This is a genomic window from Pseudomonas sp. GW822-FHT07A10 (assembly GCF_058798795.1).
Genome location: NZ_JBXAKV010000021.1, coordinates 39,679 through 58,308 on the forward strand (window position 1 = coordinate 39,679; position 18,630 = coordinate 58,308).

At 59.3% G+C, this 18,630-nt stretch carries 18 protein-coding genes; 12 read left to right on the forward strand and 6 right to left on the reverse strand.

Translation table 11 applies throughout. The annotated features are described in order from the left end of the window. Positions 1-79 precede the first annotated feature (79 nt). The 3 genes from AC1RL4_RS26695 to AC1RL4_RS26705 all read right to left on the reverse strand — a co-directional run bounded on the left by AC1RL4_RS26695 (position 80) and on the right by AC1RL4_RS26705 (position 2,603). A complete protein-coding gene (locus tag AC1RL4_RS26695) occupies positions 80-919 on the reverse strand; it encodes a hypothetical protein (protein WP_028939030.1) in 840 nt (279 codons plus the stop codon). Between the two features lie 171 nt (positions 920-1,090). Beyond that, positions 1,091-1,885: a substrate-binding periplasmic protein gene (locus AC1RL4_RS26700; RefSeq protein WP_026331946.1), complete on the reverse strand. Its 795-nt coding sequence runs from the start codon at positions 1,883-1,885 to the stop codon at positions 1,091-1,093. A gap of 94 nt (positions 1,886-1,979) precedes the next feature. Then, positions 1,980-2,603, reverse strand: a complete 624-nt coding sequence (locus tag AC1RL4_RS26705) for a TetR/AcrR family transcriptional regulator (RefSeq protein ID WP_019582499.1) — start codon at positions 2,601-2,603, stop codon at positions 1,980-1,982. A gap of 190 nt (positions 2,604-2,793) precedes the next feature. Between AC1RL4_RS26705 and AC1RL4_RS26710 the strand changes: the two genes are divergently transcribed. The 8 genes from AC1RL4_RS26710 (at position 2,794) to ppnP (ending at position 12,119) form a co-directional block, all read left to right on the forward strand. Beyond that, positions 2,794-4,584 carry an acyclic terpene utilization AtuA family protein gene (locus tag AC1RL4_RS26710; RefSeq protein WP_019582500.1) on the forward strand — a complete coding sequence of 597 codons (1,791 nt, stop codon included), beginning with the start codon at positions 2,794-2,796 and terminating at the stop codon, positions 4,582-4,584. Positions 4,585-4,596: 12 nt separating this feature from the next. Further along, on the forward strand, positions 4,597-5,496 hold the full coding sequence (locus tag AC1RL4_RS26715; RefSeq protein ID WP_019582501.1) for an SDR family oxidoreductase: 900 nt from the start codon (positions 4,597-4,599) through the stop codon (positions 5,494-5,496). A gap of 2 nt (positions 5,497-5,498) precedes the next feature. Beyond that, positions 5,499-7,115 (forward strand): geranyl-CoA carboxylase subunit beta, encoded by a 1,617-nt coding sequence (gene atuC, locus AC1RL4_RS26720; protein ID WP_019582502.1) that lies wholly within the window; start codon positions 5,499-5,501, stop codon positions 7,113-7,115. 57 nt (positions 7,116-7,172) lie between these two features. Continuing rightward, a complete protein-coding gene (atuD, locus tag AC1RL4_RS26725; RefSeq protein WP_007940059.1) occupies positions 7,173-8,330 on the forward strand; it encodes a citronellyl-CoA dehydrogenase in 1,158 nt (385 codons plus the stop codon). Further along, on the forward strand, positions 8,327-9,124 hold the full coding sequence (locus AC1RL4_RS26730; RefSeq protein ID WP_230174387.1) for an enoyl-CoA hydratase/isomerase family protein: 798 nt from the start codon (positions 8,327-8,329) through the stop codon (positions 9,122-9,124). Before atuD ends, AC1RL4_RS26730 begins: the two co-directional genes overlap by 4 nt. Positions 9,125-9,178: 54 nt before the next feature. Further along, positions 9,179-11,140, forward strand: a complete 1,962-nt coding sequence (locus AC1RL4_RS26735; RefSeq protein WP_028939026.1) for an acetyl/propionyl/methylcrotonyl-CoA carboxylase subunit alpha — start codon at positions 9,179-9,181, stop codon at positions 11,138-11,140. A gap of 71 nt (positions 11,141-11,211) precedes the next feature. Then, positions 11,212-11,760 (forward strand): 3'-5' exonuclease, encoded by a 549-nt coding sequence (locus AC1RL4_RS26740; protein ID WP_019582505.1) that lies wholly within the window; start codon positions 11,212-11,214, stop codon positions 11,758-11,760. A 74-nt stretch (positions 11,761-11,834) separates the two neighbouring features. Beyond that, positions 11,835-12,119, forward strand: a complete 285-nt coding sequence (gene ppnP, locus AC1RL4_RS26745) for a pyrimidine/purine nucleoside phosphorylase (RefSeq protein WP_018929993.1) — start codon at positions 11,835-11,837, stop codon at positions 12,117-12,119. 70 nt (positions 12,120-12,189) lie between these two features. Here ppnP and AC1RL4_RS26750 read toward each other — a convergent pair whose 3' ends face one another. Continuing rightward, the gene (locus tag AC1RL4_RS26750; RefSeq protein ID WP_019582506.1) at positions 12,190-12,993 is read right to left on the reverse strand and encodes an MOSC domain-containing protein; all 804 of its coding nucleotides are present in this window, start codon (positions 12,991-12,993) and stop codon (positions 12,190-12,192) included. A gap of 140 nt (positions 12,994-13,133) precedes the next feature. Next, complete coding sequence (locus tag AC1RL4_RS26755; protein ID WP_018929995.1) at positions 13,134-14,069, reverse strand: chemotaxis protein CheV; 936 nt, start codon at positions 14,067-14,069, stop codon at positions 13,134-13,136. 462 nt (positions 14,070-14,531) lie between these two features. On the opposite strand from AC1RL4_RS26755, the gene AC1RL4_RS26760 reads away from it, so the two are divergent. The 3 genes from AC1RL4_RS26760 to AC1RL4_RS26770 all read left to right on the forward strand — a co-directional run bounded on the left by AC1RL4_RS26760 (position 14,532) and on the right by AC1RL4_RS26770 (position 17,044). Next, positions 14,532-15,002, forward strand: coding sequence for a hypothetical protein (locus AC1RL4_RS26760; RefSeq protein ID WP_019582507.1), 471 nt, complete (start codon positions 14,532-14,534; stop codon positions 15,000-15,002). 492 nt (positions 15,003-15,494) lie between these two features. After that, positions 15,495-16,388, forward strand: a complete 894-nt coding sequence (locus AC1RL4_RS26765) for a sensor histidine kinase (protein ID WP_204124621.1) — start codon at positions 15,495-15,497, stop codon at positions 16,386-16,388. Continuing rightward, positions 16,385-17,044 carry a response regulator gene (locus AC1RL4_RS26770; protein WP_019582509.1) on the forward strand — a complete coding sequence of 220 codons (660 nt, stop codon included), beginning with the start codon at positions 16,385-16,387 and terminating at the stop codon, positions 17,042-17,044. Before AC1RL4_RS26765 ends, AC1RL4_RS26770 begins: the two co-directional genes overlap by 4 nt. Here the strand turns inward: AC1RL4_RS26770 and yegS are convergent. Next, positions 17,028-17,945 (reverse strand): lipid kinase YegS, encoded by a 918-nt coding sequence (gene yegS, locus AC1RL4_RS26775; RefSeq protein ID WP_019582510.1) that lies wholly within the window; start codon positions 17,943-17,945, stop codon positions 17,028-17,030. The genes AC1RL4_RS26770 and yegS overlap by 17 nt on opposite strands. Positions 17,946-18,269: 324 nt before the next feature. Between yegS and AC1RL4_RS26780 the strand changes: the two genes are divergently transcribed. Further along, on the forward strand, positions 18,270-18,578 hold the full coding sequence (locus tag AC1RL4_RS26780) for a hypothetical protein (RefSeq protein ID WP_019582511.1): 309 nt from the start codon (positions 18,270-18,272) through the stop codon (positions 18,576-18,578). Positions 18,579-18,630 lie beyond the last annotated feature (52 nt).

Below are 18,630 nucleotides of genomic sequence, written 5' to 3' on the forward strand. Positions count from 1 at the left end.
AGCACCGCGAACCTTAATCAGCGTTCGCGGTGGCATGCACAGCCTGGATCAGTTCCAGGCGATTGACGTTACGCAGGTGCTAGATCGACCTGACCCAGATTTCGCGGAAGGCATAGTCGTTGCCGTTTCCGGTGGCGACATGGTTAACGATCTGCAACTCCATCTGTGATGCACTCGCGGTAAACGTACCTTTGAGCGGCGCCCAGGCCATTGATGAAATTTCCGTCGCGGGGGCAATGACTTGCGCTCCGCTGTTGAGTGACAGCACCGGAACCGAATAGCTGTTGTTCCACCTGCGCACGGTCAGCCCGAACTCATAGGATCGACCCATCTCCAGCCCCTGAAAGGTCTTTTTCAACACTGTCCCGGCAGAGTTGTTGGTGTAGGTGTTGTCGAATAATACGTAGATATCTCCATCTTTGGTGATGGTGAGATCCCGTGGATCAGTCGCAGCGTCGCCCCTCATCCAACCATTCCAGTTATTGGTACCGTCTGTTGCCGAGAAGGTCGTTGTATCGTCAAAAGGCGCCTGGACCTCAAGACACAATGTCGGGAACAGCACCGGGCCAGCACAACTGCCTCCATCCAGCGCTGCCTGAAAAACAAACGCGAGATGGCTCCCGTCTTTCAGATTCTGCAAAGACGCCCAGGCAATATTGCGACGCCAGCCCTCCTGGAACTCTTGTTGCGTAACGGGCTCGGCGTCCGCCACTCGCAGCATCACTGGCGAGCCGTCGGCTTGTTGACCGCAGACATGCAGCGTTGTCTTTTGATTAACCACCATGAATGGCCAACGCGCCACCTCGACCGTGACACCGGCCGAATCATCAGGTTTTTTCAGAATGAGTACATCGTTGACGGCTTGTGGCACCACAGGAGCGGGCACACAGGAGAGAGAAACCAACGAGGGGGTTGTCATGACAGAAATCCTTTCTGAATGAGCGCCAACCCCTCCATGGGGTCGGACACAGGAAAGGAGCTAAGACCACGTTAGGCGAAGCGTCTACTGTCAATTCGACCATTCGAACAGCAGAACATAAATACCAGATGAATGGTCGTCCGCCCCCCCTGCCCCTGGAAACTCTATCTGTCAGTGCTTGCCCACCGGCACCAGGGCAATTTTGTAGGGATCGAAAATCTTCAGCATCTGGCCGTTGTTTCGCAGGCCTTGCAGCAACTTGCCGAATGCTTCACCCGTAATCGGCGCCTCTGGACGAATCAGCGCGTAATGGTGATAGACCTGATCGATGCGTTGCGACACCAGCAACTGCTCACCGACTTTTTCGTTGCGCAGCAGGTAATCGCTCAGATAAGAGCGTGTCACCAGGGCTATGTCCGCTCGCCCGCGCAGCACCATCAGCAGGTTGCTGTCGTGGGAATAGGTCAGCGTGGCGTTGTAGGTGTCGGCCAGGTACTTGGGATCGGCGTTGAAATTGGCAAACTCGTAGTGATAGCCGCTGTACAGCGCCAGGCGCTTGCTCGCCAGATCCTTGAAGTAGTTCTCATCGCGACCGGGTTGCTTCTGCGCGACAAAGATTTCTGCGTCTTCCAGGCCCATGTCGACGTCGGTATGCGGAATGTCCTTCCAGCCCCACTCCGGGTTCTCGAAAATGGCCATATCGACCCGGCCTTCCTTGAAGTCATTGAAACGCCTGGGAATCGAGGTGGGCACCAGCACAAACTGATAATCGGTTTGCAGCTGATTCAGCGCTTCCACCAGTTGCGGCAGCAGACCGGTGTCGGCACCGGACTCCGGGCGCACGGTATAGGGTGGAAAATGGGCGGCCCCGACCCGCACCTGTTGTGCGGCCTGAGATGGCAACACCCAGCACACCGCAAGCGCCGCCAGCAAAAGCCGCGACGCCATTCGAATTGATGAAGACATCAAAACAGCACACTCCCCAAAAAAATACTCACCAATGCATACAAACTAGGCGGTTTCGTCAACTTAGCCAGTTTCTTGCCGAGATAGACGGCTCTTACCGTTCTTCAAGCACCAGAATCAGCGCTTCATCGGCCAATTGATCGAGGTTCATACTGCCACCGGCGCGAAACCAGGTGGTGGTCCAGGAGAGCGCGCCCGTCAGGAAGCGGCGGGTGATGAACACGTCGCCCCGGATAAAACCGGCGTCCTTGGCTTCTCCCAGCACCTGCAGCCAGATGGCTTCATAAATATCGCGCAGCGCCAGAACCTGCGCCTGGCCTTCCTCAGACAGCGAACGCCACTCATATACCAGCACCGCCATGGCCTCGCCACTGCCGCCCATGATCGACTGCAATTCACAGCGAATCAGCGCCAGCACCCGCTCGCGCACATTGCCGGCCTCGGCCAGCGCTGCACGCATCAACGCGGTGTTGTAGCGAATGGTCTCCTCCATCACTGCCCGCAGGATCTCGTCCTTGCTTTTGAAGTGATGAAAAATGCTGCCTGACTGAATGCCCACCGCACTGGCCAGGTCACGCACGGTGGTGCGTTCATAACCTTTGTTGCGAAACAGGTGAGCGGCCACTTGCAGCAGTTTGCCGCGGGCGCTGTCGGGGTCGGTCAATTGGCCGCTGTCGACCAACTCGCGCATCACCCTCAGGGCTTTTTGCTCGTCCACCCGTTCTCTCCTACAGTCGATCAATCAAATGCGCCGCTGCCCATTAAAACAGCAGGGTTGCGCGGGCAATTTAAGCTGGCAGGGGCGACCAAGCAAGCGCTCGGGAAGAAGATAATCAAGGCGTTTACAAACCAAGCGCTTGCTTGGTAGTCTCGAAGCGCTTCTGTCGCAGATGGCTATGGAGTTGACTGTGCCTAAAACAATTCGCATCGGTTGTGCCAGTGCATTCTGGGGCGACACCTCGACCGCCGCCGCACAGTTGGTGGAGGGCGGGCGACTGGACTATCTGGTGTTCGATTATCTGGCCGAAATAACAATGTCGATCATGGCCGGGGCGCGGATGAAAGATCCCGCCACCGGCTACGCCAGCGACTTCATCGAAGTCCTCAGCCCCCTCCTCGAGCAGCTCGCGAAACAACAGATCCGGGTGATCAGCAACGCCGGCGGGGTTAATCCACAGGCCTGCGCTGCTGCCCTGCAAGCGGCCTGCGACAAGGCCGGGGTGGCGCTGAAAATCGCCGTGCTGTCGGGTGACGACCTGCAACCGCAGTTCAAACGCCTGAGCAGTCTGGGCATCCATGAGATGTTCAGTGGCGCGCCCCTGCCGCCGATGTGCGTATCGACCAACGCCTACCTCGGCGCACCGGGCATCGTCGAAGCCCTGCGCCTGGGCGCCGACATTGTGATCACCGGGCGCGTGGTCGACAGCGCCGTGGTCAGCGCCGCGCTGGTGCATGAGTTCGGCTGGTCGTGGCACGACTACGACAAACTCGCCCAAGCCGCATTGGCCGGGCATCTGATCGAATGCGGCGCCCAGTGCACCGGTGGCAATTTCACCGATTGGCATGACGTGCCCGATTACGAACACATCGGTTTTCCGATCGTCGAAGTCGGTGCCGACAGCCAGTTCATCGTCAGCAAACCCGACGGCTCCGGCGGCCTGGTCACACCCCTGACGGTTGGCGAGCAGATGCTCTATGAGATCGGCGACCCACAGGCCTATTTGCTGCCCGATGTAGTGTGCGATTTCAGCCAGGTCAAACTCGTGCAACAAGGCAAAAACGCGGTTCAGGTGCATGGCGCAAAAGGCTTGCCGCCGACCGCTCAGTACAAGGTCAGCGCAACGTACCCGGACGGTTTCCGCTGCACCGCCAGTTGCCTGATCGCCGGGATCGATGCCGTGGCCAAGGCCCGACGGGTCAGCCAGGCGATCATCAACAAGACCTCGCAAATGTTTAGCCAGCGCGGCTGGGCGCCCTACAGCGAAGTGAACATCGAACTGCTGGGCAGCGAGGCCACTTACGGCCCCCACGGCCAGCGCCAGGACAGCCGCGAAGTGGTGATCAAACTCGCCGTGCGCCATCCGAGCAAACAGGCCTTGATTCTGTTCTCCCGGGAAATAGCTCAGGCTGCCACCGGTATGGCGCCTGGGCTGACGGGAATCGTCGGCGGGCGGCCGACGGTGTATCCGTTGATCCGGCTGTTTTCGTTCCTGATCGACAAAACCGCCTGCGCCTTGGAAATCGACCTTGCCGGTGAGCGCCATCCGTGTGCCCTGCCCGCCCTCGATGCGCTCGATCCGGCTGACTTGCCGCTGCCGTTCGACCCACCCAAAACCACAGAGCGTGCCGACGCTAGCGTGGCCTTGATCAAACTTGCCGTGGCGCGCTCCGGCGACAAGGGTAACCACAGCAACATCGGCGTCATGGCCCGCCACCCCGACTACCTGCCGTGGATCGCCGAAGCATTGACACCCGAGGTGATGGTCGACTGGATGAGCCATGTCCTCGACCCGATCCACGGACGCGTCGAACGCTGGTATTTACCCGGCACTCAGAGCTTTAATTTTCTTCTGGAAAACGCACTCGGCGGCGGTGGCGTGGCCAGCCTGCGGATCGATCCGCAAGGCAAGGCGTTCGCCCAACAACTGTTGGAAATCCAGATTCCGGTGCCCCAGCGCATCGCCGATCAGTTCAACTAGAGGACTGTCGCCATGGCTTACGACTCGATTTTCAAACCCGACCTGTTCGCCGGCCAAACCATCATCGTCACCGGTGGCGGCAGCGGCATCGGTCGTTGCACCGCCCATGAGCTCGCGGCCCTCGGCGCGCAAGTGCTGCTGGTGGGGCGCAATGCCGAGAAATTGAAAAAGGTCAGCGCCGAAATCACCGAAGACGGCGGAAAAGCCAGTTGGCAGGTCTGCGATATCCGCAACGAAGACGCTGTCACGCAGCTGGTCAGCGAGCTGATCCGCGAACACGGGCCGATTCATGGATTGGTCAACAATGCTGGCGGGCAGTACCCGTCGCCACTGGCGTCGATCAATCAGAAAGGTTTCGAAACCATCCTGCGCACCAACCTGGTGGGCGGTTTTCTGATGGCTCGCGAGGTGTTCAATCAGTCCATGAGCAAGCACGGCGGCGCCATCGTCAATATGCTCGCCGACATGTGGGGCGGCATGCCCGGCATGGGCCATTCGGGCGCAGCGCGCTCGGGCATGGACAACTTTACCAAGACCGCCGCGTTCGAATGGGGCTACGCCGGCGTGCGGGTCAACGCCGTCGCGCCGGGCTGGGTCGCGTCCAGCGGCATGGACACCTACGAAGGCGCGTTCCGGGCGGTGATTCCGACGCTGTGCGAACACGTGCCGCTCAAGCGCATCGGCACCGAATCGGAAATCAGCGCGGCGATTGTGTTCCTGCTCAGCCCGGCCGCGGCGTTTGTCAGCGGCAGCACGTTGCGCATCGACGGTGCCGCCAGCCTCGGCGGGCGGGCCTGGCCAATGCACAAGGCGCAGAACAGTCACTCGTACAACGGCTTTCACCGCGCCTATTTACCTGAAGTACTCAGGCCGGCCCCCTCCAAACCAGACGAACCGAAGGACAAGGAATAACCATGCCGGTCATCCAGTCCCAGATAGACCCGTTCAGCGAACCATTCGCCCGCAACCGTGCGGCCATGCTGGCCGGCATCGAGCAGGTCCGCCAGCTCGAACAGAACCTGTTGAATAAAGCCGCTGAAGCCAAACCGAGGTTCGACAAGCGCGGGCAACTGCTGCCCCGGGAGCGGCTGAACCTGCTGCTTGATCCCGGCGCGCCGTTCCTCGAACTGGCGAGCCTGGCCGGCTACAAGCTGCATGACGACAAGGACGGCAGCGCGGCCGGCGGCGGTTTGATCGCCGGGATCGGTTACGTGTCCGGCGTGCGGGTGCTGGTGGTGGCGAACAACAGCGCAATCAAGGGCGGGACCATTTCCCCCAGCGGCCTGAAAAAGTCCCTGCGCCTGCAACAGATCGCCATGGAAAACAAACTGCCGGTGATCACCCTCGCCGAGAGCGGTGGCGCCAACCTCAATTATGCGGCGGAGATTTTCGTCGAAGGCGCGCGCAGCTTTGCCAATCAGGCGCGGATGTCGGCGATGGGCTTGCCGCAGATCACCGTGGTCCACGGCTCGGCCACGGCAGGCGGCGCTTATCAGCCGGGGTTGTCGGATTACGTGGTGGTGGTGCGCGGCAAGGCCAAGCTGTTTCTCGCCGGCCCCCCACTGCTCAAGGCCGCCACCGGTGAAGTCGCCACCGACGAAGAACTGGGCGGTGCCGAGATGCATGCGCAAACCGCCGGCACCGCCGAATACCTGGCCGAGAACGATGCCGATGGCGTGCGCCAGGTGCGCGAGATTGTCAGTCTGTTGCCGTGGAACGATCAGTTGCCGTGGTTACCGGAACGTCGGTGGGAAGAGCCGCGCTACCCCATCGACGAACTGCTGGGGCTGATCCCGGATGACCCGAAAAAACCTTACGACGTGCGTGAAATCATCGCGCGGGTTGCCGACGCTTCGAACTTCCTCGAATTCAAAAGCGAGTTCGATCAGCAGACGGTGTGCGGGCATTTGCAGATCCAGGGTCGAGCCTGCGGTTTCATCGGCAACAACGGCCCGATCACCCCCAAAGGCGCGAGCAAGGCCGCGCAGTTCATTCAACTCTGCGACCAGAGCCAGACGCCGCTGCTGTTTTTCCATAACACCACCGGCTTCATGGTCGGCACCGAGTCGGAACAGCAAGGCGTGATCAAGCACGGCGCGAAAATGATTCAAGCGGTGGCCAATGCCCGGGTGCCTAAACTGACAATCGTCGTCGGCGGTTCCTACGGTGCCGGCAATTACGCGATGTGCGGCCGCGGTCTCGATCCGCGCTTCATCTTCGCCTGGCCCAACAGCCGTACCGCGGTGATGGGCGGTGCCCAGGCCGGCAAAGTGCTGCGGATCGTCACCGAAGCCAAACAACTCAAGGACGGATTGGTGCCCGACCCGAAAATGCTCGACATGCTGGAACACGTCACCGCGCAGAAACTCGACAGCCAGTCCACCGCGCTGTATGGCAGCGCCAACCTGTGGGATGACGGGCTGATCGATCCACGGGATACCCGCACGTTGCTTGGATACTTGCTGGACATCTGCCATGAGGCCGAGGTTCGGACGCTGCAACCCAACAGCTTCGGTGTCGCGAGGTTTTGATTGATCGTTCCCACGCTCTGCGTGGGAACGATCGGGTTCGACAGGAGAACAATAAAAATGATCTTCACCCAGGAACACGAAGCACTGCGCCGCACCGTCCGCCAATTCGTCGATCACGAGATCAATCCTCATGTCGAGGAATGGGAAAAGGCCGGGCGCTTTCCGATCCATGAGATCTTTCGCAAGGCCGGCGAGCTCGGTTTGCTGGGGATTTCCAAACCGGAAAAATTCGGCGGCATGGGCCTCGACTACAGCTATTCGATTGTGGCGGCCGAAGAGTTCGGCACCATTCATTGCGGCGGCATTCCGATGTCCATCGGCGTGCAGACCGACATGTGCACCCCGGCCCTGGCGCGTTTCGGCTCCGATGAACTGCGCGAAGAGTTCCTGCGACCGGCGATCACCGGCGAGCAGGTCGGCTGCATCGGTGTTTCCGAAGTCGGCGCGGGCTCCGACGTCGCCGGGCTGAAAACCACCGCCCGCAAGGACGGCGACGACTACGTGATCAATGGCAGCAAGATGTGGATCACCAACTCACCGAGCGCCGACTTCATTTGCCTGCTGGCCAACACCTCGGACGACAAACCGCACATCAACAAGTCGCTGATCATGGTGCCGATGAACAGCCCCGGCATCAGCCTCAGCTCGCACCTGGACAAGCTCGGCATGCGCAGCTCGGAAACCGCCCAGGTGTTTTTCGACAACGTGCGCGTGCCGCAGCGCAACCGCATCGGCCACGAAGGCGCAGGGTTCATGATGCAGATGCTGCAGTTCCAGGAAGAACGGCTGTTCGGCGCGGCGAACATGATCAAAGGCCTGGAGTACTGCGTCGACAGCACCATCGAGTACTGCAAGGAGCGTAAAACCTTCGGCAACGCGCTGATCGACAACCAGGTCATCCACTTTCGCCTGGCCGAACTGCAAACCGAAATCGAATGCCTGCGGGCGCTGGTCTATCAGGCCACCGAGCAATACATCAAAGGCCAGGATGTCACCCGTCTGGCATCGATGGCCAAACTCAAGGCCGGGCGACTGGGCCGGGAAGTCAGCGACAGTTGCCTGCAATACTGGGGCGGCATGGGCTTCATGTGGGACAACCCAGTGGCCCGGGCTTACCGCGATGTGCGGCTGGTATCGATTGGCGGCGGTGCCGACGAAATCATGCTGGGGATCATCTGCAAACTCATGGGCATCCTGCCGGGGAAAAACAAATGAGCACCCTCCCCACCTGTCAAACCCTGCTGCTCGACCTGCATGACTGCGTGCTGCACATCACCCTCAATCGTCCCGAAAGCCGTAATGCCATGAGCTTGCAGATGGTCGCCGAACTGCGTGCGGTGCTGGCGGCGGTTCGCGATGATCGGCAGATTCGTGCGCTGGTGATCGGCGGTGCCGGCGGGCATTTTTGTGCCGGTGCCGACATCAAGGACGTGGCCAACGCCCGCGCTCAAGGCCAGTCCGCCTACCGCGATCTGAACCGTGCGTTCGGTGCGCTACTGCAAGAGGTGCAACACGCGCCGCAAGTGGTGATTACGGTGCTGCAAGGTGCGGTGCTTGGCGGCGGCTTCGGCCTGGCCTGCGTCAGCGACATCGCGATGGCCGATCATCAAGCGCAGTTCGGCTTGCCGGAAACCAGCCTCGGCCTGTTGCCGGCGCAGATCGCGCCTTACGTGGTGCAACGCATCGGCCTGACCCAGGCCCGCCGACTGGCCCTGACCGCCGCACGCTTCGATGGCACCCAGGCGCGGCGCATGGGGCTGGTGCATTTTGTCGAACATGACCCACAAGCCTTGGCCGAACGCCTCGATGAGGTGCTGGCCCATGTGTTGTGTTGCGCACCGGGGGCGAATGCAGCAACCAAAAAGCTGTTGCTGGCGAGTGCCGGACAACCCTCGGATGACCTGCTGGATCAGGCAGCTGAGTGGTTCAGCGAAGCAGTGACCGGGGCTGAAGGGATCGAGGGGACGCTGGCTTTTGTGCAGAAGCGTAAACCGGGGTGGGCCGTTTAAAGAGCTTCGCGAGCAAGCCCTTACATTCACCGCAAAAAACCAAGGGAATAACCGATGCCCGCCCTCAAAAAAATCCTGATCGCCAACCGCGGTGAAATCGCCTGCCGCGTCCAACGCACCGCGCAAAACCTGGGCTACCGCACCGTCGCCGTATTCAGCGACGCCGACGCCAATGCGCTGCATGTGCAGATGGCCGACGAAGCCGTGAACATCGGCCCGGCACCGGTGCAGCAGTCTTATCTGAACATCCCGGCCATCATCGATGCTGCCCGGCGCACCGGTGCCGATGCAATCCATCCCGGTTACGGCTTCCTCTCGGAAAACCCGGGTTTCGCCCTCGCCTGCCAACAGGCCGGCATCATCTTCATCGGCCCCAGCCCCGAAGCCATCGAGCTGATGGGCAGTAAACGGCTGTCGAAACTCGCCATGATCAAAGCCGGCGTGCCTTGCATCAAAGGCTATCAGGGCAGCGAACAGGACGACGCTACCCTGCGCCGCGAAGCCGAACGCATCGGCTACCCGCTGATGATCAAGGCCAGTGCCGGTGGTGGCGGTCGCGGCATGCGCCTGGTGCATAGCGCCGCCGAATTGCTGGAACAGCTCCGCAGCGCACGCTCCGAAGCGCTGCACGGGTTTGGTAGCGACGAATTGATCCTCGAACAAGCCTTGATCGATCCGCGTCACGTTGAAGTTCAGGTGTTCGGCGACCAGCACGGCAACCTGATTTATCTCGGCGAACGCGACTGTTCGATCCAGCGTCGCCACCAGAAAATCATCGAAGAAGCGCCCTGCCCGGCGATGACCACCGAGTTGCGCCAGGCCATGGGCGAGGCGGCACTCAAGGCGGGTCGCACGGTGAATTACGTGGGGGCGGGTACCGTGGAATTCCTGCTGGATGCTCACGGCCGGTTTTACTTTCTGGAGATGAACACCCGGTTGCAAGTGGAACACCCGGTGACTGAACTGATCACCGGCCTCGATCTGGTGGCCTGGCAGTTGCACATTGCCGAAGGGCAACCGCTGCCGCTACGACAGGAACAGGTGCGGCTCAACGGGCATGCCATGGAAGTGCGCCTCTATGCCGAAGATCCGGCCCAGGGATTTCTGCCGCAAACCGGGCGAGTCGAGGCTTGGGAGCCAGCGATCCAGGGCAGCGTACGGATCGACCATAGCCTGATCGAAGGCCAGTCTGTCAGCCCCTTCTATGACCCGCTGCTGGGCAAGCTCATCGCCCACGGTGCCACCCGTGAAGAAGCCCGGCGCAAGTTGCTGCGGGCGGTACAGGACAGTGTGCTGCTGGGCGTGCAGAGCAATCAGCGCTTACTCGCCAATCTGCTGGAACACCCACAGTTCATCAGTGGCGAATTCAGCACCGGGTTCATCCCCACGAACTTCGCCGACCATCCCTGCCTGCACCCTCATGCGCCGAGCGCCGACGAGTTGGCCATCGCCGCGGTGCTTTATTATCAAGCATCTGCGCAGGCTCACCCCGCCCCGCTGGCCGGTTGGCGCAACAATGCCAGCGTGCCTCTGCACTATCGGATCGGCCTGGAGGATCAGGAATGGCCGGTCGAACTGCACGCTGAACCTGGCGAACCCTACCGTGTTCAGATCGGTGCCCGGACCCTCGAACTGAAGGTCATCCAGTGCGACGGACGCTGGGCCACCCTGCAAATCGACGGCATCCGCCAACGCCATGCCTACCGCCTCGAAGCCGGGCAACTCTGGTTGTTCACGCGCCCCGGCAGCCTGCGGCTGGTCGATCGGACCCGGGCGCTGGTCAGCGGCCAGGCCAGTGTCAGCTCCGGCACGCTCAAGGCACCGATGGACGGGGCGATCGTCGACGTATTGGTCAGTGAGGGCAGCCCGGTCAGCAAAGGGCAGCTGCTGGTGGTGCTTGAAGCGATGAAAATGGAGCATCCACTCAAATCGGGTATCGACGGCGTGCTCAAGCGCTTGCAGGTCAGGGTCGGTGACCAGGTAAAAAATCGTCAGATTTTGTTGGAGGTCGAATAAGCCGCTAGGCGGATCCGCCGGGTTTGGCTACGCTCAAGCCCTATCAGGATGCGGATACCAGGAAACCTGCAATGCCTCACTGGCTGGTCATTGATCTGGAAGCCACCACCGATGAGGGCGGCTGGCCAGTAACAGAAATGGAAATCATCGAAATCGGCGCCACCCTCGTGGACCGCAAAGGCCGGGAACTGGATCACTTCCAGTGCTTCGTGCGCCCGTTGCGTCGGCCCCTGTTGACCCCGTTTTGCCGCGAATTGACCCACATCACCCAGGCCAATGTCGATGCTGCCCAGCCTCTGAGCGACGTCTGGGTTTCGTTCGAACACTGGCTCGACCAACATCTCTCGAATCTGGAAGGCTGGGCCAGTTGGGGTGACTACGACCGCAAACAGCTGCTTCAGGAATGGCAGCGGCTGCAACTCGACAGCGCCCTGAACCGGGTGCCGCACATGAATCTCAAGCAACGTTTCGCCAAGGCCTGTCGACTGGAGCGCCCGCTGGGGCTTAACGGCGCCCTGCAACTGGCGGGCCTGCAGTTCAACGGTCAGCAGCATCGGGCGCTGGAGGATGCGCGCAATACCGCGCGCCTGTTACCACTGATTTTCCCCACCAATCCTTGAGTGCAGGAGGTGACGCCTATCGACACCTTGTGCATACTGGCCGGCCCTTTTTAGCCCTTTTCGAGGAATCGCCCATGTTTAAAGTCAACGAGTACTTCGACGGCACCGTCAAGTCGATCGCCTTTGGCACCGCTGAAGGTCCGGCGACCATCGGCGTCATGGCACCGGGCGAATACGAATTCGGCACCAGCCAGCGTGAAATCATGCACGTGGTGTCCGGCGCCCTGACCGTCAAACTGCCTGACAGCAGCGACTGGCAAACCTTCGCCGCCGGCAGCCAGTTCAACGTGCCCGCCAACAGCAAGTTCCAGCTGAAAGTGGCCGTCGACACCGCTTACCTGTGCGAATACCGCGGCTAAACCCCTAGGGTTTCACAGCGAAAAAAAAAATGCCCGTGTCCAAGAACACGGGCATTTTTTATCAGGGCTGCTATTCGAGGATCGTCACCGGCATGCCGACTTCGAGCCGACCGTTACCGTCATTGACCAGGTTCTGCCCGAACATCGCGCCGTCCTCTTGAGCCCGATATTGCTGCAAGGTCGCCAGAGGTTCGCGGTCGTCACTACGTTCGCCGGTCTGCGGGTCGATGGTGGTCAGAATGCAACGTGAGCAGGACTTGACCACGCGGAACTCGACATCGCCAATGCGGATGCGCTTCCAGCCATCTTCGGCGAACGCCTCGCTGCCCTCGATCACCAGATTGGGCCGAAAGCGCAGCATCTCCAGCGGTCGCCCGACCCGTTGCGACAAGTCTTCCAGCGACGCCTGGCCAATCAGCAACAACGGAAAACCGTCGGCAAAAGCCACCTGATCGTCGTCCTTGCCGTAGCCGGCCTGGGTGGTCCGCGCACGATCGAGCGGCACATGCACCAGACGCGTCGGCTTGCCGATGAACTCACTGACCCAGGCAGCCGCAGCAATACCGGCATCGGGCACGCGCAAGGTGTCGCGCCAGATGGTCACGCCACGCAGCTCTGCATCGCTGGCGGGCAAGGCGATATCGATCGGTGAATGGCCTTGGGCACTGAGGGTCAAGCCACCGCTTGCGTTCCACAACGCCGACAGCTGACTCATTTTCGCCTCCGCGCGCTGGGTCAGAAAACGCCCGCTGGCCTCGTCCACCAGCATCCAGCGTCGATCGCCGTCCAGCCCCAGTTTGTCCAGGCTGACCTGATTCAAGGTCTCGCCCTTGCCGGATTTCAACGGAAAACGATAAAGCGCGCTCAGATGCATGGCCACAGCTCCCTGGTGGGCAAAAACGCCACCCTATACGAGCTTGATCGCCGAATCAAAGCCCCTGTGGCGAGGGGGCTTGCCCCCGTTGGGCTGCGCAGCAGCCCCAAACCCTGCCGCCGCGCTTTTCCAGATCGTTATCAGGCCGGCACTTCGTCGAGCATCAGGCGCTGACGCACCACGTCGACGAGTTTGTCGGGCTGGAATTTGGAGAGGAAGTTGTCGCAGCCGACCTTCTTGACCATCGAGTCATTGAAGCTACCCGACAACGAGGTGTGCAGGACCACATAAAGGCCGCGCAAACGGGGGTCGTTGCGGATCTCGGTGGTCAGGCGATAGCCGTCCATCTCCGGCATTTCCGCATCGGTAAAGATCATCAACAGTTTGTCGGTCATGTTCACACCGGTATCAGCCCAGGCCTTGAGCATGTTCAGCGCCTTCAAGCCATCACTGGCGATGTGCATTTTCACGCCCAACTGACCCAAGGTGTCGCGCAATTGCGACAGAGCCACGTTCGAGTCATCCACCAGCAGCACTTCACGGCCACGGGCGCGCTCCAGAACCGGATCGTCGAGTTTGTCGCGAGAGACCTTGGCGTTGTACGGCACGATTTCGGCCAGGACTTTTTCGACGTCGATGATTTCCACCAGTTGATCGTCGACCTTGCTGATGGCGGTCAGGTAATGCTGGCGACCGGCGCTGGTCGGCGGCGGCAGAATGGCTTCCCAGTTCATATTGACGATGCGGTCCACGCCACCGACCAGAAATGCCTGCACCGAGCGGTTGTACTCGGTGACGATGATCGTACTGGTGGGGCTTGGCACCAGCGGACGCATGCCGATGGCCTGGGACAGGTCGATCACCGGCAGCGTCTGGCCACGCAGGTTGACCACGCCACAAACAAAGGGGTGGCGCTGCGGCATCAGGGTCAGTTTCGGCAGCTGCAGCACTTCCTGGACCTTGAAGACGTTGATCGCGAACAATTGCCGTCCGGCCAGCCGGAACATGAGAATTTCCAGGCGATTCTCACCCACCAGTTGCGTGCGTTGGTCTACCGTGTCGAGAATGCCGGCCATTAATGACTCCTGGGCTTGTTCTGATGAATTCACTAAAGAGAGTTATCGGCAGTTTTTGCCGAATCTTGACCCCCGGACAAAATGCCATGCCCAAGCATTGATGTCACATTAACATCATGCTTTACTGACCCCGTGAATTCATCTGCTTCATCCCTTGCGGCGCGACCTCGGTTTGCACGTTAGGTTCCCCTGTGTAAGGGATTCCCCTAGGCACAATCAGGCCCAACCTGATATTCGCAATATCCAATAGCCATTAATGTGACGCCATTCTCATTGCATGAACGGAGTCAGGCTTTTGTGTGCGATCGCAGGTCAGTGGCCATCCACTCTTTCGAGTTCCCCAGTCAGTGCCCAAGCCTGCCAGAGCGCGATCTCACCAAGGCATGGCAGCGCCGGGACACGTAAGGTTCTCGTCGACACACACGACATTCCCTCATCTGACATGACGTTGTGGAGATAAGCATGGCGAACAACCCTAAAGAGTGGGCCCAGCGAATTCCGGAGTTTCTCGTCGAGGCTGAAACACTCCTGGCCAAGTCCGAGGAGTGCCTGAGTCATTTGCAGTTGATCAGCAATGACAAGGACGCCATCGATTGCATGCTCAGCACCCTTCTCAAGCTGGCGAGCAAGGCCGATGCCCTGGCACTGGCAACGGTTTCGGAATTCTCGCTGCACATTCATGGATTGCTGAGCCACGCCCAGAATCACATGGACCTGCACGATCAGGCCCTGGATGCACTCAAGGATTGCTTCACGTTAATGGCCTGGCAACTCGAACTCATCGACCAGACCACCGGCCAACTCGGCCTCGATGACAGTGAACAGACGTCCCTGATCGAAGCGTTTGCATTTCAAGTGGGACAAAGTCAGTTTCAGCCGCCCAGCCACTCCAAGCAGTTCAGGCTCGTTTCGTTCTCTGAACGACAGGCTTAAATTCATCAACCCTGTGTTGCACATTTTTTATTGTAATGATGTCGCCCTGTAACTTGAGTGTGCGCATACCGCATTTGAATATTTCATACCCGTCGATGGCAGCTCGAAACAAATAGATACCCCGGCCCCGACTTCAGATAGTGCCTGCCAATAAAATCTAAACGCCTGGCACACTCGATATCTTTCGAAGATAAAAATCAAAAAGTTTTTCCATTATGGAACTATCGTCCAAAAACGTTATTTCCTGAAGATGCCTACCTATATGCCGAACGCGACCAACGGTATCTTAAGTGGTATTATGCCGCCCATTCGTTGACGTCAATTAATGACAGAGTGACCCTTGGCGCGAACAAGCTCATAACATTGAAGGCTTTATTTCGAGCATTGCACTGCCGTCATTAAAGGCGACTCATACAACCTATTTTCAAACAGAGACCCGTCAGCCCTTATGACCGGTCTGCCCGCAGCGAACATCCATTGGCTCCATCCGCTATGTACGCCAGCCTCAAGTCAATCGCCCTGTGGCCACCCTCCCGAAAAAGCGCGCGCCGGTTCACGCTTTTCGTGTGCACCTGCTCGGCGCTTGGCAGCCTGTTGGTCTACAGCTTGTCGATGCCTCTGCCGGTGAGTCTGCTGGTGCTCAATACTGCGGCGCTGGCCTGCGTCTGGGTGGGGCATCGCCTCTCGCTCAAATCGATAAAGTTTCAGCCTCAAGAATTGGCCGACCGTCTGCTGGAAGTTCAGGAAAATGAACGTCACCGGCTCAGTCGGGAACTGCATGATGATATTGGCCAATTGCTGACCGCCGCAAAACTTCAGAGTGAATGGCTCAAACGTCGATTGCCTGAAGAACTGCAGGGTCAATGTTCGGTCCTCTGCGATACGCTGGACGAAACCCTGACCAAAGTTCGTGATGTATCAGCCATCCTGAACCCACGACAGTTGACCAGTCTCGGGCTGGAAGCCAGTCTGCGTGCGCATTTACTCAGAACCCTGGCCAATACGTCTGTGAACTGGAGCCTGGAATGCCATCAACGTTTGACTGGCATACCGGAAGAAATGGCGGTGGCGGCCTTTCGCATCACTCAAGAAGCGGTTACCAATATGCTGCGCCATGCCGAAGCCAGGAATCTGTTGGTCCGCCTGCAACGTCTGCCCCAAGGCCTGACGTTGTTAATCAGTGACGACGGCCTGGGGTTCGAGCCAGCGGCAGACCCTGCTCGCGAGGGGCAACGCGGAATGGCTGGAATGTCGGAACGGATCGATCAGTTGGGCGGCACGCTGACCGTGACCAGCGAGCCAGGCAAAGGCACTCAAATCGAAGCACTCTTCCCCTGGGCGCCCCGTGCGCTGGAACGGGCCAGCACGAATAAGGTTATGCGTTGACTTGTAACTTACTTCTGGTGGACGACCACTCGCTTATCAGGGCTGGCGTGCGCGCTCTGGTGCTGGATATTCCTGGCTATGCGGTCATTGGGGAGGCCAGTGACGGCTCGCAGTTACTCGAGATGGTCGAGCAACTGTCGCCGGACATCATCCTGCTGGATATCTCCATGAGGAAAACCGGTGGCCTTGAAGCCTTGCAGCGACTCAAACGAGTACGTCCGCAGTGCAAAGTGCTCATCCTGTCGATGCACACCGACCCGGCGCTCATCATGCAAGCACTCGAATCCGGGGCTCATGGCTACCTGCTCAAAGACACCACGGCCACCGAGCTCGAACATGCCCTGGATGCCTTGCGCAATAACGAACGCTACCTGAGCCCGGCCATTGCCCACACCGTCATCAACCAGGCGCTGACCCGAACCCAGAAAAATCAGGCGCCAACCCAGGACTCGCACAACCTGACGGCACGCCAGCTGGAAATCCTGCGATTGATTGTTCGCGGAAAATCCACCCGGGAAATTGCCAATGGCTTGGGCCTGAGCATCAAGACTGTCGAAACCCACCGCTCGCAGATCATGAAACGCTTGCAGATCTACGATGTGGCCGGCCTGGTGTTGTTCGCCGTACGCGAGCAAATCATCAGTCTGGACGATTAGCCGGATTCGAGCCGCTCAGCAGCGGCGAGCCCTCGGGCAAATGCACCCGCAATGCCGCCGGCCGTGCCGAAAAACGCAGGCTATCGCCCTCCAGAGGCTCACCATCAAGGTTGATATAAAGGCCCTCCGATACTTTGATCTCGACCCACGGCAAGCGGGCTCGCACAAACATGCTGTCGATTCCGAAACCATCGGTCAGCAGGTCTTTCAAGGTACCGACCACTTCCTGGGGCGCGGGCAAAATGCTGATATCCAGCAGACCATCGTCAGCCAGCGCCTGCGGGCACAACATATGACCACCACCAGCCTGTCGGCCATTGCCGATGCCTAATGCCAACAACTCACCGGCCCAGTGAAAATCCGGCCCCTGCAACTCGCCATAGGCCGCATGCAACTCACTGAAGCGCGATAAACCGGTGAAGAGATAAGCCGCGCCGCCAAGAATTTTTTTCAGATCCTCGGAAGTATTGGCCGTGACCTGACTGCCAAAGCCGCCCGTGGCCATGTTCAGAAAAACCTGCCCGCCGACCTCCCCCAGATCAATGGCATGCGGGGCGGCCTCCAAAAGCTCCAGCGCTTGAGCGGGCTCCAGGGGCGCACCCGCGGCGCGTGCAAAATCGTTGGCGGTGCCCAAGGGCAAAAGCACCAGGCTGGCCTGCGTCGAATGCGCCGCCATGGCTTCGGCGATATCACGCAAGGTGCCATCGCCGCCGCCGGCAATCAGCTGCGTATAGCCCGCCGCCAATGCTTCCCCCACCAGCCGCTGCGCATCACCGGCCTCCCAGGTCAATCGAACAGCCAGTTCCCAGCCTTGTTGGCGCTTGCCTTCGACAGCTGAACGGACCTGCTCATTGAGTGCCTGCTTGCCGTGCAGAATCAACAGCGCCTTGCGCTCGCTCATTGTGATCACCCCACTTTCCGAATCCGTATGGGAGATGTTGACCTCGCAGCCCCTCATAAAAGTCGCAAGGATTTCAATTATTTCCAGGGGAAGGACAGTTGAGTCCTACAGAGCGGTATTTTTTCTTACAAAACCTGAGGAATCGGCTCAATTGACCCATCAGGGCAATTGGTACACCGTTGTGTCAGCGGTTATCAGTCATCACCAGTAAATTACACAGGGACGTGCAAACAATGAATGGAACCCCTTTAAGGTCCTCAAAAATCGTAAGTAATAACAGTATCGGCCACCTGAATGGTTTTAACGCAAGGAGCCAATTATTCCATGCAAAGCCATGACCTCAGGCAATCGGTAACTCCGATTACGCCGTTCTCAGACAATCACGCCAATCAGCAGGCTGAATTCAAAAGCAGCGCAAAACCCACCGGAGAAGTTGATATGGAACCTCGCGTCACGGAACTGGAGACACATCTCAAGTACATCCGCAGAGACCTGGATGAAGTCCGCGGCGACGTAAAATCCATCAAGCACAGGCTTGCCTATTCAGCTGGCGGAACAGCTGTGGTCCTGGGGCTTTTGAGCTGGATCTCCAACAGTCGCTTCGACCAGGTCGTGACCCTTCTGGCAAATTAAGGAACGGTCATGCACGCAAGCCCCAACGCTTTCGACCGGGCTTGCGTGGCAG